At 59.6% G+C, this 16,287-nt stretch carries 15 protein-coding genes and 2 pseudogenes; 13 read left to right on the forward strand and 4 right to left on the reverse strand.

The annotated features are described in order from the left end of the window. The first annotated feature begins 3 nt into the window (after positions 1-3). The 7 genes from ACYZT6_RS13170 (at position 4) to ACYZT6_RS13200 (ending at position 4,133) form a co-directional block, all read left to right on the forward strand. Entirely contained in the window at positions 4-534 is a 531-nt protein-coding gene (locus ACYZT6_RS13170) for a tetratricopeptide repeat protein (RefSeq protein ID WP_462027262.1), read from the forward strand. A gap of 66 nt (positions 535-600) precedes the next feature. After that, positions 601-1,086, forward strand: a complete 486-nt coding sequence (locus ACYZT6_RS13175) for an RNA polymerase sigma factor (RefSeq protein ID WP_462027263.1) — start codon at positions 601-603, stop codon at positions 1,084-1,086. Next, positions 1,083-1,850 carry an anti-sigma factor family protein gene (locus ACYZT6_RS13180; RefSeq protein ID WP_462027264.1) on the forward strand — a complete coding sequence of 256 codons (768 nt, stop codon included), beginning with the start codon at positions 1,083-1,085 and terminating at the stop codon, positions 1,848-1,850. Before ACYZT6_RS13175 ends, ACYZT6_RS13180 begins: the two co-directional genes overlap by 4 nt. Before the next feature lie 50 nt (positions 1,851-1,900). After that, positions 1,901-2,530, forward strand: a complete 630-nt coding sequence (gene pncA, locus ACYZT6_RS13185) for a bifunctional nicotinamidase/pyrazinamidase (RefSeq protein WP_462027265.1) — start codon at positions 1,901-1,903, stop codon at positions 2,528-2,530. Between the two features lie 487 nt (positions 2,531-3,017). Continuing rightward, positions 3,018-3,302 (forward strand): DUF3077 domain-containing protein, encoded by a 285-nt coding sequence (locus ACYZT6_RS13190; RefSeq protein WP_462027266.1) that lies wholly within the window; start codon positions 3,018-3,020, stop codon positions 3,300-3,302. Next, positions 3,299-3,571 (forward strand): short-chain dehydrogenase, encoded by a 273-nt coding sequence (locus tag ACYZT6_RS13195; RefSeq protein WP_462027267.1) that lies wholly within the window; start codon positions 3,299-3,301, stop codon positions 3,569-3,571. The genes ACYZT6_RS13190 and ACYZT6_RS13195 overlap by 4 nt, the downstream gene beginning before the upstream one ends. Positions 3,572-3,899: 328 nt before the next feature. Beyond that, positions 3,900-4,133: a hypothetical protein gene (locus tag ACYZT6_RS13200; RefSeq protein ID WP_462027268.1), complete on the forward strand. Its 234-nt coding sequence runs from the start codon at positions 3,900-3,902 to the stop codon at positions 4,131-4,133. A gap of 208 nt (positions 4,134-4,341) precedes the next feature. Here ACYZT6_RS13200 and ACYZT6_RS13205 read toward each other — a convergent pair. Then, positions 4,342-4,500, reverse strand: a pseudogene (locus ACYZT6_RS13205) (ATP-binding protein); the annotation flags it as partial. A gap of 3 nt (positions 4,501-4,503) precedes the next feature. Here ACYZT6_RS13205 and ACYZT6_RS13210 point away from each other — a divergent pair. Continuing rightward, a pseudogene (locus tag ACYZT6_RS13210) lies at positions 4,504-4,617 on the forward strand (nicotinamidase); the annotation flags it as partial. A 189-nt stretch (positions 4,618-4,806) separates the two neighbouring features. Here the strand turns inward: ACYZT6_RS13210 and ACYZT6_RS13215 are convergent. The 3 genes from ACYZT6_RS13215 to ACYZT6_RS13225 all read right to left on the reverse strand — a co-directional run bounded on the left by ACYZT6_RS13215 (position 4,807) and on the right by ACYZT6_RS13225 (position 9,263). After that, the gene (locus ACYZT6_RS13215; protein ID WP_462027269.1) at positions 4,807-7,083 is read right to left on the reverse strand and encodes a hypothetical protein; all 2,277 of its coding nucleotides are present in this window, start codon (positions 7,081-7,083) and stop codon (positions 4,807-4,809) included. 166 nt (positions 7,084-7,249) lie between these two features. Then, complete coding sequence (locus ACYZT6_RS13220; RefSeq protein WP_462027270.1) at positions 7,250-8,557, reverse strand: ATP-binding protein; 1,308 nt, start codon at positions 8,555-8,557, stop codon at positions 7,250-7,252. Between the two features lie 4 nt (positions 8,558-8,561). Next, positions 8,562-9,263, reverse strand: coding sequence for a response regulator (locus ACYZT6_RS13225; protein ID WP_462027271.1), 702 nt, complete (start codon positions 9,261-9,263; stop codon positions 8,562-8,564). Positions 9,264-9,558: 295 nt separating this feature from the next. On the opposite strand from ACYZT6_RS13225, the gene ACYZT6_RS13230 reads away from it, so the two are divergent. The 5 genes from ACYZT6_RS13230 (at position 9,559) to ACYZT6_RS13250 (ending at position 16,240) form a co-directional block, all read left to right on the forward strand. Further along, positions 9,559-10,716: an efflux RND transporter periplasmic adaptor subunit gene (locus ACYZT6_RS13230; RefSeq protein WP_462027272.1), complete on the forward strand. Its 1,158-nt coding sequence runs from the start codon at positions 9,559-9,561 to the stop codon at positions 10,714-10,716. Between the two features lie 14 nt (positions 10,717-10,730). Next, positions 10,731-13,829: a multidrug efflux RND transporter permease subunit gene (locus ACYZT6_RS13235; protein WP_462027273.1), complete on the forward strand. Its 3,099-nt coding sequence runs from the start codon at positions 10,731-10,733 to the stop codon at positions 13,827-13,829. A 192-nt stretch (positions 13,830-14,021) separates the two neighbouring features. Further along, complete coding sequence (locus ACYZT6_RS13240) at positions 14,022-14,663, forward strand: DUF1345 domain-containing protein (protein ID WP_462027274.1); 642 nt, start codon at positions 14,022-14,024, stop codon at positions 14,661-14,663. 76 nt (positions 14,664-14,739) lie between these two features. Beyond that, positions 14,740-15,579, forward strand: coding sequence for an AraC family ligand binding domain-containing protein (locus ACYZT6_RS13245; protein WP_462027275.1), 840 nt, complete (start codon positions 14,740-14,742; stop codon positions 15,577-15,579). A 52-nt stretch (positions 15,580-15,631) separates the two neighbouring features. Then, positions 15,632-16,240, forward strand: coding sequence for a LysE family translocator (locus ACYZT6_RS13250; RefSeq protein WP_462027276.1), 609 nt, complete (start codon positions 15,632-15,634; stop codon positions 16,238-16,240). Positions 16,241-16,287 lie beyond the last annotated feature (47 nt).

The raw sequence follows: 16,287 nt of genomic DNA on the forward strand, positions 1-16,287 counted from the left end.
CTCATGAACATCCGTATTGCTGTTTTCACCGCTCCGCTGCTGCTCGCCGTCGCTTTGTCCGGTTCGCTCGCCTGGGCAGATGGTGACGAAGAAGAACCGGCCAAACCCAATTGCCCCAAAGGCCAGGTCTGGGACAGCAAGCAACAGAAGTGCCTGATGCAAACCAGCAGCCTGGTCCCGGACGCCGACCGCACCGACTACGCTTATCGCCTGGCCAAGGACGGTCGTTACGAAGAAGCCTTGGCGCTGCTCGACACGCTCAAGAATCCGAATACCGCCAAGGCTCTGAACTACCGCGGCTACGCTACGCGTAAACTGGGGCGTACCGACGAAGGCATCGGTTATTACCTGCAATCGGTCAAACTCGACCCGCAGTATGCGCAAGTGCGTGAATACCTCGGCGAGGCCTATGTGATCAAAGGTCGACTGGACCTGGCGCAAGAGCAGTTGCAGCAGATCAAATCTATCTGTGGCAGCACGTGCGAGGAATACCAGGACCTGGCCGAAGCCATCAACGATTCATCGAAAACCTGACACGCCGAACAGACGGAGGTCGCTATCGCCAGCGATCAGGCAATACGAGCAGAGCTGGGCCAGCATTTGGCGCGTTTATGGCGTTACGGCCTGCTGCTGTCCCGGCAACGGCATGTGGCCGAAGACTTGGTGCAAGCCACCTGTGTGCGGGCACTTGAGCGTGCCGGCCAGTTTGTCCCCGGCACCCGCATCGACCGCTGGCTGCTGAGCATTCTGCATTCGATCTGGCTCAACGAAGTGCGCGCCCGACGGGTGCGCCAGGGCCAAGGCCTGGTCGACGCCGAGAGCCAGTTGTCGTTTGACGGAGAATCCGCGGCGCAGACCCATGTGTTCGCCGCCCAGGTTATCCGCCGCGTCGACGCCCTGCCCGAAGCGCAGCGGGAAACGGTGTACCTGGCTTACGTCGAAGGCCTGTCGTATCGCGAAGTCGCCGATGTATTGCAAGTGCCCATCGGCACCGTGATGAGCCGCCTCGCCGCTGCCCGGGTGAAACTGGCCGAATACCCGCCACTGCACACGGTACCGAACCCTTTCACGGGAGAACGTCGATGAACGAACGCGCGACACCGTCGGACGAGCAACTGGTGGCGTACCTCGACGATCAACTCGATGTCGACCAGCGCACCCGCATCGACGCGGCCATTGCCGAAGACTCGACACTCAACCTGCGCCTGCAATGGCTGGCCCGCAGCAGCCTGCCGTTCAAAGAAGCCTACGACGAACTGGCGCAACAAGCGCCCGTGGACCGCTTGCAATCGATGCTCGACACTTTGCCTTCGCCTGAACGCCCGGCCATGAATCGGCGCTGGTTTGTCGCCGCTGCAGCAAGTCTGGTAGTGGGCGGTGTGGTGGCGGATCGATTGTTCCTCGGCTGGCAATTGAGTCAGGAAAAAAGCAACTGGCGGGGCCTGGTCGCCGACTATATGTCGCTGTACGTGCCGCAGACCCTGGAGCACTTGCCCGTCGATGAAACTTCGCAACGGGCGCAATTGCGCACCATCGACGCGCGTTTGGGCCTGAGCCTGACACCTGCGCAACTGGCCCTGCCACGGTCCGAATTGAAGCGCGCGCAAATCCTCGAATACGACGGCATGCCGATCGCGCAGATTACCTATCTGGACCCGGCACACGGTCCGATTGCCTTGTGCGCCAAGCGTTCCAACAGCGGCAGCCGGCATTTTGCCCATGAGGTTCGACACAGGATGAATGTGGTTTATTGGGCGGACATGGAACATGCCTGGATGCTGATCGGGCATAACCCGGCGGCGGAACTGGAGGTCATGGCGAAGTCATTGCGAAGCCGACTTAGCGCTTGAGTGAAGTTGACCTATGCTTGGCGTCTGTTTTTCCAAGGAGGAAACTACCCATGCCCCTTGCTTCGCGCACAGCCCTGCTGGTCATCGATGTACAGAACGACTTCATTCCCGGTGGCCAGCTGCCGGTGCCTGAGGGTGACCTGATCGTGCCCTTGATCAATCGCCTCGGCGGTCAGTTCAAACAGGTCATCATCGCCCAGGACTGGCACCCGCCCGGCCACGCCTCCTTCGCTTCCAGCCACCCCGGCCGCGAGCCTTACGATGTCATTCAGCTGCCTTACGGCGCACAAACGCTGTGGCCGGATCATTGCGTGCGTGCGACGGCCGGAGCCGAGTTGCACAAGGATCTGGACCTGCCCCACGCACAACTGATCATCCGCAAGGGCTGCAATCCGGACATCGACAGCTATTCGGCGTTTCTGGAAGCGGATCGGACCACGACCACCGGGCTGGCCGGCTATTTGAAAGAGCGCGGCATCGACACCGTTTACCTGGTCGGGCTGGCGCTGGATTTTTGTGTCATGTTTTCGGCGCTGGATGCACGGGCCGCGGGGTTCAATGCGTATGTGGTGATGGATGCGTGCCGGGCGATTGATCTGGACGGATCAATGGCAGCGGCGATTGAACGGATGCAGGTAGCCGGGGTGGGGTTGATTCCCTCCACCGAATTACAAGGCTAACCCCTGCAGCTGCCGTTGTGGCGAGGGGACTTGTCCCCGTTGGGCTGCGAAGCGGCCCCCAGCGTCCGTTCATACACACCGAGTTGTACGGATTTACGACTGCTTCGCAGCCGAACGGGGACAAGTCCCCTCGCCACAGGTGTTACGGGTGTCAGGGCCGCCGCTCAGGTTCAGAAAAAACCTACAAGCGAACCACCTGTTTCAGGCGTTCAGCCTGTTGACTGCCTTTACCTCACTCCCTATCCTCGCGCCTGTCACGACTCATTCGTGATCGGGTTTGACGGCTCGGGTTTTTCTCACATCGCGCATAGCCTTTCTCTGCTCGTGCATTCTTATGCCCGCAGCATTTATGGTAACTGTGCGTGGGGCACCTTCGGGTGCGCCGGTGTACGTGAGAGCCGGTCCGTCAACCTACGTACAGTTGCCACCCTATTTCGTTTGACGGCGATTTCGTGGCAGCTCTTCTGAATCTTACGGAGCTACGCCGATGACCAACGCAACCACAAAATCCACCCCCTTCGCCCGCTGCGACCACGTCGACCACCACCTCTTCGCGGTACAACCCGACATCCCGCTTCTCGACGCCCTCGAACACGCCTCGGTCTACCTCAGCTGCGCCGAAGCCCTCGCCCATCAAGCCCCCACCGCCACCCGCCCTGAACATAAAGCTTCATTACGCTGGACCAGCCAGCAAATGCTCGGTACTGCGCGCTCGTTGGTTCAAGCATCCATCGACGGGATGCACGCGACCCAAGCTGGAGGTGATGTATGAACACGCATATGCCGATGACCAACAATGACTGCGACATCCCTGTGTTGCTGGTCGCCACTCAAGCGCCGCTGGATGTGTTGCACAGCAACGCGGCCACACGGTTTCTGGCTGTGACGCAGATGATGGAAAGTCTGGCCAACCTCGACATCACCAGTGCCAGTGCCAGTGGCGCAGACGCACAGCAGATTGCTCACGCAGCGGCGATGTTGCTGCGCGATGGGTGTGATGTGATGGATGTGTTGGGTCGGCAGATTCGGGCGCAGGGCTGAAGCCTGAACTGAGTCTTTGGCTAGTGAAAGCCTGTGGCGAGGGAACCGCCCTCGCCACAGAGACGGCGTGGGGTCAGGTCAAGTTGTTGATAAATCCCTCCCGTTTTTTTTGCGGCGCCGCGTTTCTTTGGAGCAGCTAGCTGCCAGAACGGTGCTGGCTGTAACGGCATATCACCTATCCCAAAACAGTATAAAAAACTGTCAGATTTAACAGGTACACCTACCAAGAAAATCAATTATTCTTTTTACGCAGTCTGATACAACTGTGTAGTAGCTACACAATAACCACGTTCCACTCAGGATAAAATTCGTAAAGGAGTACACCAAAATGAGCACTGAAAACTTGTCTAAATTTTCCGTTAGTCAAGAAGTCCATCTCAAGCTTAAAAATGGGAACTTAGTAGAAGGGATCATCCAATCAATTGACAAGAAGGAGGATACGTTAACCGTCAAGTCAAATGATACTGAGATGACAGTTAAGGGCGATGAGATTGATTTTAAGTCTCCAGAATTAAAAGTTAAAACTGGTGGCCTCGGATGGGTGGTATTAATGAGAAAATAAACGATAAAAACATCCTATTTTTACATTTTATTTAAGTATTACTTCTTTGCCCGATGCACCACATCGGGCATTTTTTGTGTTCATCTTTCTCTTTTTATAAGCCCTGAAGAATCACTTCCTGCGAGATTGGCCGATCTGTTTCATTTGATCAATGGACATCGGGGGGCGTTCGTTGTGCAAGCGCCCTCGCCACAGGTTCTGTGTTGGATCAGGCGGTGGGCAGCCACAACCGGAATCGCGCGCCGCCCAATGGCGACGCTTCCACGGTCAGCGTGCCACCCTGCGCTTCCAGCGCTCGACGGCTGATCGCCAGCCCCAGACCAAAGCCTCCCGTCGCCCGATCCCGGCTGCGGTCCAGCCGATAGAACATGTGGTGATGGATGCGTGCCGGGCGATTGACCTGGACGGATCGTTGGCCGCGGCGATCGAGCGGATGCAGGTAGCCGGGGTGGGGTTGATTCCCTCCACCGAATTACAAGGCTAACCCCTGTAGCAGCTGTCGAGCTTGCGAGGCTGCGTTCGAGTGCGTAGCACTCGTAAAACCAGGCAACCGGTTCTTTCAGAAAAACCACGTACACAGGATTTGCGAGGACTGCGTCCTCGAACGCAGCCTCGCAGGCTCGACAGCTGCTACACCTGTTGGAAATAAGTCCGCCCCGTTCCGATCTACACGCTAATCAGCCACCCTGAAATTATCCATGGAGAGCCAGTCCGGTGTCGGGCAATGAAAAAGCAGGAGGGCGATACCCGGCGCACTGAACGAAACATTCACCGGTCCACCATACGATGTCCCCAGGTACTGTGTGCCCAGGAAGGATCCTGTGGCGGTGTAGTACGACACCGTGCTGTTGTCGTAATTGGAACTGACATGCCAGAAGCTGATCCGTGAGCAGCTGTTCTTGAGCTTCAATTCGACGTCCACCGGCGCTGCGCCGGACGACTCGCGGCCGATGCTCAACACCTGCTCTTCCACCTGCCCGGGAAACGATTCGCCAATTTCAGTGCGAGGGGTCACGGCCACCTCGCCTTCTCCCGACTTGAACGTGATCTGCATGCTGGACAGATTGATGGCACCGCCCTGCCGCACTGTTTGGGTGGGTACACCGTCAAAATCCTCCAGTAACTGAGCGGGCAGGTTCAGTACCGTCAGTTCCCGGGTGGCAAATACCACGGCAGCGCTTTCGTCGTCCTTGCCGTCGAACGCCACTTTCAACACCACCCGCAGCTTACTGCCGGGTTTGAACTTCAGCAGCAGATCCCGGGGCAGCGTATTGTCGAGGCCCCTTAGTTCCACGTCTGTGACAGGAGCGCCCTGGGCGAGAGGGATAACGTATTCGGCGCCATCCATATCAACACCGTGTACACGAAACCATCGCAGTTGACCAACCGCGATCCCTGGCCATGGCACGCATTTCGCCTGCGCGGGGCCCGTGAATGAGCCGAGGTCCAGCACCTTGTTGTCGACGGCTTGAGGGATCGACGGCGTCGGCAAGCGCGGATCTTTGTCAGTTGTGCGCTCGATCGTCACGTCCAGTGCGTCGCTGGATTGCGCCGGGGTATCGCGCAGCAACTCCCAGGACAGGCTCATGACTTTGCCATGATTGGCCATCAATACCTGCTGCTTGATGAGAAAGTTTGCCCGATGATTTTTGTTGAAAGCCATGGCAGCAAACGCTGGCGAGCCGAGACCGGGTTTGCCCTCGACCACCAGCCGGGCCTTATCTTCGGGAAGATGCTCAAGATATTCCACACGAGCGGTCACACCGTTAGGAAAGCCCAGCGGGTCCAGTGTCGTGCCGGCCCCAACGAGCGTTGGAGAATGCAGCAGGGAGGCGGCCTCACCTATGACGTCGACCTTCAATGAAAGCGAGCGATCAAACATATTGCCCTGACTCATGCGGGTGTAACTGAACACGGCAGTCCCGCCCGCTACCCGGGCGAATCGTTCGTATGGAACGAACAGCGAATACATGAACGGGACATTCCTGATTTTTTCAATGAGCGTCAACACGTCTTCCGGTTCCGATGCGTCGGCACTGCGGAAGCGACACGTCAGGTGGATTTCGTCATCTTTCATCCAACCTCGCGGCACGTAAATCTGTGCCGTGGCCGGTTTGCCGGCCAGCAGTTTCAGAACGATGGTCTTGGGGTCATCTTCGGCATTGGCCGGGTCTTCGCTGACGATCGGCGGGTCATACCACGTGCCGTTCAGGTTGACGTACAGGTACAGACTGGCCGAGTACGGGCTGTTGACATCCGGCCCGTTACCCGCGCGATCGATCACCGTGTACTGGAGGGCGAAACGGGGATTGTCGCCAGCTGCAACGAATGTCGCTTCGTCGATCGTCATCTCGATGCGACCCTGATCGACTTCAGCCTGGGTCACCGTGTGGTTCAGCACAATGGAATGGCAATCGAGACGGATCTGGTCAAACGACCTCATCAATGGATAGGACAGAGTGACGGCAACACCCAGGCGCGCCCGCTCAGGGTCCACGCCTTGATCCAGCACTTCTTTGTCGACGTCGAGCAATAGCTCTGAATGCCCCTCCTCGCCGGGAAACAGGTCCACCAGGCCCGGGCGCTGTGCGTGAAACAACACTCGCAACGGCGCCGAAGTGTCGATCTCGGTGCCTGTGCGATCAAGCACGTAGTCGAGCGTGTTGATGCCGTCCTTCCAGTGCCTGGTTTGCACATAAACCGCCGCACGCTGGTCCTCTTCACCTACCACGACAAGGTGTGTGGCCACCTCATCACCGTTCAGCCGCAACCGGAAGGTGTCACCCGCCTGTGCACTGGCCGAAGGTTCGATGAACACTTTGACCCCTTCCGGATACAAGTAGGTCAGCGCCAGTGGCAGAGCGACTTCGGCGCCGTCCGGTCCCGGAATATGATCTTTCGATCCAGGAATGACGGGTTTATCGAGTGTCAACGCGGTCATCGTATTCATTGGAAAGTCCCTGTAAGACCGGGCTCCGGTGGCTGGATGGGAAAGGAGCACGCCCTTTTCATTCAACACCGCCCAACCAATGACCGCTACTGTCAGATCTGACAGGTAAAGCCACTCAGTCAGCTTGAATGGCGACCGTTGGTCCGGAATGCTAGGCGAACCTGCCTCAAGCGATGGCGGTTGTCGGTAACCATAATTTGAACCGCGCCCCGCCCAAGGGCGATGCCTCAACGGTCAACGTGCCACCCTGCGCTTCCAGTGCGCGACGGCTGATCGCCAGCCCCAGACCAAACCCACCCGTGGCCCGATCCCGGCTGCGGTCCAGCCGATAGAACGGTTCAAAGATCCGTTCGCGCTCATCATCGGGAATGCCAATGCCGTCGTCATCGACCCAGATTTCGCAGCCTTTAGGGCAAACCTGTACGCCAATCTGAATGCGCTTTTCGCAATAGCGCATGGCATTGCGCAGCAGGTTCTGAATCGCGCGAGCGGTCAGTCGCGGGTCCAGCACAAAGCGTTCAAGCTGCCCATGCAGCAGCACGTCGATCACGATGTCCGGCGACTCCAGCTCTTCATCGACGCTACCCAGAATGCTGTCGATAAATTCATCCAGCGACACTTCGACCTGTTCGGGCGAGCGTGCCGGGTTCTGCAATCGGCTGTAGGACAGCAGCTCCAAGACCAATTCATCCAGTTCCCGAATGTGCGCGACCAGCCCTAGCAACCGCTCGCGGCTGGCGGCCGGCAAGTCGTCGGACAGCGCCAGGGCCAGGCCGAAATCCAGACGCGTCAGCGGTGTGCGCAGTTCGTGGGACACGGCGTTGAGCAGGTCGCGCTGCTGGTTGAGCAGGTTTTCGATGTCGCCGGCCATAGTGTCGAAGACATTGGCCAGGCTGCCGATGTTGGAATGCGGGGAAATCTGCGTGCGCTCGCCGAGGTGGCCTTTGCCGAAACGCTCGGCGGCGCCTTTAAGGCGTTCCAGGTCGCGCCAGTGCGGGCGCAGCCACAGCAACAGGCAGGCGAGCATGGTCGCACCGATCAGCACGTTGATGCTCCAGTACAACAGGCTAACGTCCATCGGGTCCGGCGGAACGACCATTTGCACGACCGTCGTTTTGTTCAACGGTGCGACTGCCAGGGTGCGCCAGCCCCAGTCACCAATGCGCACGACCTTCTCGCCGCGCTGCAAACGTTCTTGTTCATCGAGGGTGAAATCAGGGTCGTCATTGCGGGTCAGGACAATGCGCAGCGGGTCGAACTCCTTGTCCATCTCGGTCGCCAGCGCCGGCCACTGCGCTTCGAGCACGGCGTGGAACTGTTTGACGATGAGGGTTTGCAGCCCGCGCGAATAATCGAGGTTGTAGGTGACGAACCGCTCATGGAAAACCTTGATCACCAGGTCAGGCACCAGGTAAATCGCCGCGCTGTACGAGACGATCATCACCAGGTACAGGCGAAACAGGATCCTGAACATCGTCTCAGCATTCCCACTCGGAGCGGCTGAACAGGTAGCCCTTGCCCCATACGGTTTTGATTTTTCGCGCCTCGCCCGCGTGATCGTCGAACTTGCGCCGCAACTTGGAAATCGCCACGTCCACCGAGCGGTCGGTGCCGTTGAATTCGATGCCGCGCAGGCGTTGCAGGATCTGGTCGCGGCTCAGCACTTCGCCGGCATGCCGGGCCAGCACCACCAGCAGGTTGTATTCGCCGCTGGACAGTTCCACCAGTTGCTCGCGCCAGGTCACGGTGCGCTCAGACAGGTCGATGCACAGGTTGCCCATGAGGATGCGGTCGTTGGCGGTCTGCGGTTCGCTGAGGCTGCTGCGGCGCAACAGCGTGCGCACCCGGGCCAGCAACACGCGGGGCTCGCAGGGTTTGGTGACGTAGTCGTCGGCGCCCATTTCCAGGCCCAGCACCTGGTCGTGGCTGTCGTCGCGGGCGGTGAGCATCAGGATCGGCAGCGTCGCCGAATCCGTGCGCAGCAAGCGGCAGACCTGCAGGCCATCGAGCCCCGGCAGCATCAGGTCGAGGATCACCAGGTCCGGCGGATTGACCCGCGCCCGCTCACGCACGTGGTCGCCACGGCTGATCACACTGACTGAGTAGCCATTGCGTTCCAGGTAGCTGGCAATCAGTTCGGAGAGCGCGGTGTCGTCTTCGACCAGGAGGATGTTGGGCATGGGGTGTTTCCAGAAAGTGCAGTGGCGACTGTCATGCCGCCATCGCTAGCAGGCTAGCTCCCACAGTAGATTGGGGATGTTCACAACATCTGTGCTCACATCAAACCCCTGTGGGAGCTAGCCTACTAGCGATGGCGGGCTGACCGTCGCAAAAAGTTTCAAGCTGCGAAGGATATACGCCCACACACGCCCGTGAGTAAAACCCTTACACAATTTCACACAGCACCAACAAAGCTTCACCGCTACTCTCCTCGCCTCCCCGTAGGATGCGGGCAGTCATTATTGGGGTATTTACATGTCAAAGAACCTGCTTGCCAAGCTCAGCCTGATGGCTTTGGCGTTGACGCTGAGCGCTTGTGACAAGTCCTCGAACGCTGAAGAACAAGCGCCTCTGGCCACGGTTCGCGTCGAAACCGTCGAAGCCCGGCCCCTGTCGATCACCAGCGAATTGAGCGGGCGGATTGCGGCACCACGGATTGCCGAAGTCCGCGCCCGGGTGGCCGGCGTGGTGTTGCAGCGCGCCTTTCGCGAAGGCAGCGACGTGAAAAAAGGCGATGTGCTGTTCCGTATCGACCCGGCGCCGTTCAAGGCAGACCTGGACAGCGCCGAAGCCGCGCTGCGCAAGGCTGAAGCCAATGCGTTCCAGGCCAAACTGCAAGAACAGCGTTACGCCCAGTTGATCGAAGGCAACGCCATCAGCGGCCAGGATTACGACAACGCTCGGGCCAGTGCCCGGCAAACCGCCGCCGATGTAGCCGCCAGCAAAGCCGCTGTGGACCGGGCGAAACTCAACCTCGGTTACGCCACTGTCACTGCGCCGATTTCCGGACGCATCGGCCGTGCGCTGGTGACTGAAGGGGCGCTGGTCGGGCAGAACGAAACCACGCCACTGGCACTGATTCAGCAACTCAACCCGATTCATGCCGACCTGACCCAATCGACCCGCGAACTCAACGACTTGCGCCGCGCCTTCCGCTCCGGTGAGTTAAAGGAGGTGGGTCAGGGTCAGGCCAAAGCCACGCTGATTCAGGATGACGGCAGCCTCTACCCGCTGCCGGGCAAGTTGCTGTTCACCGACATCACCGTCGACCCGGGCACCGGCCAGATCATCGTGCGCAGCGAGTTCCCCAACCCGGACCTCGACTTGCTGCCCGGCAGCTTTGTGCGGGTGCGCCTGGAGCAAGCGGTGAATCAGCAAGGCATCAGCGTGCCGCAGCGGGCCATTCAACGTGACAGCGCCGGTATTGCTCAAGTGCTGGTGCTCGACGCCGAGCAGCGCATCGGCCAGCAACCGGTAGAACTGGGCGCGGTGCAGAACGATCGCTGGATCGTCATCGGAGGCCTGAAACCCGGCGACCGCATCGTCACCGAAGGCCTGCAACATGCCAAGCCCGGTGAAAAAGTCCAGATCGACAACACCCCTCTTCCACTTGCCCAGGTTTCTGGTCAGTAAGCAGGACGCTTTTTATGCCGCAGTTCTTTATCGATCGCCCGGTATTCGCCTGGGTGGTTGCCCTGTTCATCCTGCTGGCCGGCGCGTTGGCCATTCCACAGTTGCCGGTGGCGCAATACCCCGATGTCGCTCCGCCGCAGATCGAAATCTATGCCGTGTACCCCGGTGCCTCGGCGCAAACCATCGACGAGAGCGTAGTCAGTCTGATCGAGGAAGAGCTCAACGGCGCCGATCATCTGCTGTATTTCGAATCGCAAAGCAGCCTTGGCAGCGCCACCATCAAAGCCACCTTTCAGCCGGGCACCAACCCGGAGATGGCTCAGGTCGACGTGCAAAACCGCCTGAAAGTGGTGGAATCGCGTCTGCCGCAAGCGGTCAATCAGCAAGGCTTGCAGGTGGAGAAAGTCTCTGCCGGTTTCCTGTTGCTGATCACCCTGACCTCCAGCGATGGCAAGCTCGACGATGTGGCGCTCAGTGATTACCTGGCGCGCAACGTGATGAACGAGATCAAGCGCCTGGACGGTGTCGGCAAGGCCCAGTTGTACGGCGCCGAACGAGCGATGCGCATCTGGATCGACCCGCAGAAGCTGATCGGTTTCAACCTGACGCCGGCCGATGTCAACGCCGCCATCGTCGCGCAGAACGCTCAAGTCTCGGCCGGCAGCATCGGCGATTTGCCGACGCGCACCACCCAGGAAATCACCGCGACCATTCTGGTCAAAGGCCAATTGTCGACCCCGGAAGAATTCGCCGAGATCGTCCTCAAGGCCAATCCCGACGGTTCCAGTGTGCGCATCAAGGACGTGGCGCGGGTCGAGATCGGCAGCGAGCAATACCAGTTCGGCACGCGCCTGAACGGCAAGCCTTCCACCGCCGTCAGCGTGCAGTTGGCGCCGGGCGCCAATGCGCTCAGCACCGCGACCCTGGTGCGCGCGAAGATGGATGAACTGGCGCGCTACTTCCCGGCGGGCGTCGAATACAAGATCCCGTACGACACCTCGCCTTTCGTCAAAGTCTCGATCACCAAAGTGGTTTACACCCTTGGCGAAGCGATGCTGCTGGTGTTTGCGGTGATGTTCCTGTTCCTGCAGAACATCCGCTACACGCTGATCCCCACCCTGGTGGTGCCGGTGGCGCTGATGGGCACGTTTGCGACTATGTTGGCGCTGGGCTTCTCGATCAACGTGCTGACCATGTTCGGCATGGTGCTGGCCATCGGCATTCTGGTGGACGACGCCATCGTGGTGGTGGAAAACGTCGAGCGGATCATGGCCACCGAAGGCCTGTCGCCCAAAGAGGCGACACGCAAGGCCATGAAACAGATTACCGGGGCGATCATCGGCATCACCCTGGTGCTGGTGGCGGTGTTCATTCCGATGGCGTTCATGCAGGGTTCGGTCGGGGTGATTTACCGCCAGTTCTCGCTGTCGATGGCCACTTCGATCCTGTTCTCGGCGTTCCTGGCGCTCACCTTGACCCCGGCGTTGTGCGCGACGCTGCTCAAGCCGATTGCCAAGGGCGACCATCACGAGAGAACCGGTTTCTTCGGCTGGTTCAACCGTGGTTTCGAACGATTGACCGCGCGTTATCAAGGCTGGGTCGCCTATGCGCTGAAACGCACCGGTCGTTATCTGCTGATCTACGGCGTGCTGTTGATCGGTCTGGGCCTGTGTTTCAGTCGCCTGCCGTCCTCGTTCCTGCCGGTTGAGGATCAGGGCTACACCATCACCGACATTCAGCTACCACCGGGTGCGAGTAAAAACCGCACGGTGCAGGTCGTGGAGCAAATTGAAGCCCACAACGCCACGGAACCGGGTGTTGGCGACAGCACGGTGATCCTCGGTTTCAGTTTTTCCGGCAGCGGACAGAACGCGGCGCTGGCGTTTACCACGCTGAAGGATTGGTCGGATCGGGGCAGCGATGACTCGGCCAGTTCGATTGCCGACCGTGCCAACATCGCGCTGAGCCAGATCAAGGACGCCGTGGCCTTCTCGGTGCTGCCGCCGCCGGTTGACGGTCTCGGCACGTCCAGCGGCTTCGAATTCCGCTTGCAGGACCGTGGCGGCCTCGGTCATGCCACGCTGATGAAAGCGCGCAGTGAGTTGCTCGCCGCCGCCGAAAAAAGCCCGATCCTGATGAACGTGCGCGAAAGCGCGCTGGCCGAAGCGCCGCAAGTGCAGCTGGAAGTCGACCGCAAACAGGCCAACGCGCTAGGCGTGTCCTTTGCCGACATTGGTAATGTGCTGTCTACGGCGGTCGGTTCCTCATACATCAACGACTTCCCCAATCAGGGGCGGATGCAGCGGGTGGTGGTCCAGGCTGAAGGCGATCAGCGCAGTCAGGTCGCTGATCTGCTGAAGATCCACGTGCGTAACGAAGCCGGAAAAATGGTGCCGTTGTCGGCCTTCGTTCAAGCGAAATGGACCCAGGGCCCGGCGCAGTTGACCCGGTACAATGGGTATCCGGCGATCAGCATTTCCGGCGAGCCGTCGCCCGGTTACAGCACCGGTGAAGCCATGGCCGAAATCGAGCGGTTGGTTGCACTGGGACCTGCCGGGTTAGGCCAGGAGTGGACCGGGTTGTCGTTGCAGGAACGTTTATCCGGCAGCCAGGCGCCGATTCTGCTCGGGTTGTCGCTGTTGATCGTGTTCCTGTGTCTGGCAGCGTTGTATGAAAGCTGGTCGATTCCGACCTCGGTGTTGCTGGTGGTGCCACTGGGTGTGCTCGGCGCCGTGCTGGCGGTGACGTTTCGCGGAATGCCCAACGACGTGTTCTTCAAGGTCGGGCTGATCACCATCATCGGCCTGTCGGCGAAGAACGCGATCCTGATCATCGAATTCGCCAAGAGCCTTTACGACGAAGGCCATGACTTAATCGACGCCACACTGCAAGCCGCGCGCCTGCGGTTGCGGCCGATTGTGATGACGTCGCTGGCGTTCATTCTTGGCGTGGTGCCATTGGCGATTGCCACGGGCGCCAGTTCGGCCAGCCAGCAAGCGATTGGTACGGGGGTGATTGGCGGGATGATCACGGCGACGCTGGCGGTGGTGTTTGTGCCGGTGTTTTTTGTGGTGGTAATGAAGCTGGTCCGTAAACGCCATAAAGTCACCTAAACAACACACATCCCTTGTAGGAGCGAGGCTTGCCCGCGAAGAGGTCGTTACATTCAGCCTGGAGGTCGACTGACATTCCCTCTTCGCGGGCAAGCCTCGCTCCTACAGTGTCTATCGTCGGCCTGAACGTTATGGCCACAACGCATGACGCTGGGCTAAGGTATTGGCATCACCTTGGCCCATCGAGCAATCATGCCCTTCCTCGCCCGCACCCACCCTCGTCTGTCCGCCGCCGCTACCCTTGGTGTTGCGGCAGGCATTCTGGCGCCGGCCGATTCGGTCATCAGCAAAATCCTCATTGGCTGGAATGTCGGGGTCTGGACCTACCTGATCCTGATGCTCTGGCTCGCCGCGCGCGCCAAGGCGCCTGACGTGAAACGCATTGCCGAGGTCGAAGACGAAAACGCCGGGCTGGTGTTGTTCGTGGTGTGCATCGCCGCGATTGCCAGCCTCGCAACCATCACCTTCGAGCTGGCCGGCAGCAAAGAGCTGGAAACCAATATCAAACTGCTGCATTACGGCTACACCGCGCTGACCGTCATCGGGTCGTGGTTGTTGATCGGGGTGATTTTCAGCGTGCACTACGCTCGTCTGTTCTACACCTGGGATGGCAAGGACCTGGCGCTGCGCTTTGCTGAAGGCCTGGAAACCCCCAATTACTGGGACTTTCTGTATTTCTCTTTCACCATCGGCGTGGCGGTGCAGACTTCGGATGTGGGCGTGGCCACACGGAGCATGCGCAAGATTGTGCTGGCGCAATCATTGATCGGCTTCCTGTTCAACACGGCAATTCTCGGGTTCTCGATCAACATCGCGGCAGGGTTATTTGGCTGACCGCTGCACAAACGTTCTAGTCATTGTTCCCGGCATGGGCGTTAAATAAGTCGGCAATCCGTCTCGCAGGTGCAGCATGACCACTCACAACTGGCTCGATTTGGCCCAGGACGCCGACACCGGCATCGAGACCCTGCGCGCGCATTTCGAAGGCCATGCTTACGATCCACACTGGCACGACAGTTATCTGGTGGGTGTGACCGAGCAAGGCGTTCAGCAATTCAATTGCCGGCGGGCGAAGCACCAGAGCACGCCGGGCAAGGTGTTCCTGCTCGAACCGGGGGACATTCATGACGGTGAAGCACCCACCGAGGACGGATTCACCTACCGCATGCTGTACCTCGATCCGCAGTGGCTGAAGCGCGAACTCAGCGCAGTGTTCGACAATGCGCCAGACAACAGCCAATTGAGTTTCGCCAACACGCTGGCCAGTGATGAAAGACTGGCTCACGCCACCAGCCTCGCCTTTCAAGCCTTACATGGCGGCGAACTGAAAATCGTCCGCCAGACCGCAATCGACGGCTTGCTCGAACGCCTGACCAGTCACTTGCACTGGCGCACCCGTTACGGCGAAGACCCGCGCCTGCCGCTGGTGGCGCAGAAAGCTCGGGAGTACATGCACGCCAACGCTCGACACGACATCGGTCTCGACCAACTGGCCGCCGTTACGGGCGTCGACCGCTTCCGTTTGACCCGCGCGTTCAAGGCGGCTTACGGCATGGCGCCTCATGCTTATCTGGTGCAATTACGCCTGGCCACGGCGCGTCGCCTGCTGGCCCGCGGTGAACTACCGGCCACGGTTGCCATGGAATTGGGATTTGCCGATCAAAGTCATCTGGGCCGCTGGTTTGTCCGCGCCTATGGATTGACTCCCGCGCTGTACCGCAAGCGCTGCTCAAATCTTCCAGACAGGTAACGCGCCGATTGTGAAGATCGTCATCACCGATCTTCTCCGGAGTTTGCCCGCGATGCTGCCCTCTTTCCCGACATTCCTGCCCTTCCTGTTGTTTGCTTTCGTGGCCTCGATCACGCCCGGTCCGACCAACATTCTGGTGCTGAGTAACAGCGCCCGATACGGATTCACGGCCGCCCTGCCGATCATCCTCGGTGCCTGTGCCAGCGCCGCCACCCTTGTTTTGGTGGTCGGCACCGGAGCCGGTTCTTCGCTGAGCGCTTTGCCCGCCGTGCAAACCGCCATGCAATGGATCGGCGTGACGTGGCTGAGCTACCTCGCGTGGCAAATTTTCAGCACCCCGGCACAAGCCCTTGCCACGCAGGACACCGAGGCGCGACTTGGTTTGTTGGGCGCCGCCGGCCTGCAATTGATCAACCCGAAAACCTGGATGCTGGCGCTTGCCGTCGTCAGCGTGTTTGCCGGTTCGAGGGAACATCGGCTGACGCATGTGGCGTATCTGTCACTGGCATTTTTCCTGATTTCCCTGCCTTGCCTTGGCGCGTGGGCATTGCTTGGCGCAGGCTCCACACGCTGGTTACGCTCGCCGCGAGCGATGCAACGTTTCAACCGCTGCATGGCTTTATTGCTGCTGGTATCGGCCTGGTTGAGTGTCTGGGTGTGACCTCCATCCGTCGGCGCTCATCGGCTCATCGCCCATTCACTACTTGA

The sequence above is a fragment of the Pseudomonas sp. RT6P73 genome (assembly GCF_054897715.1).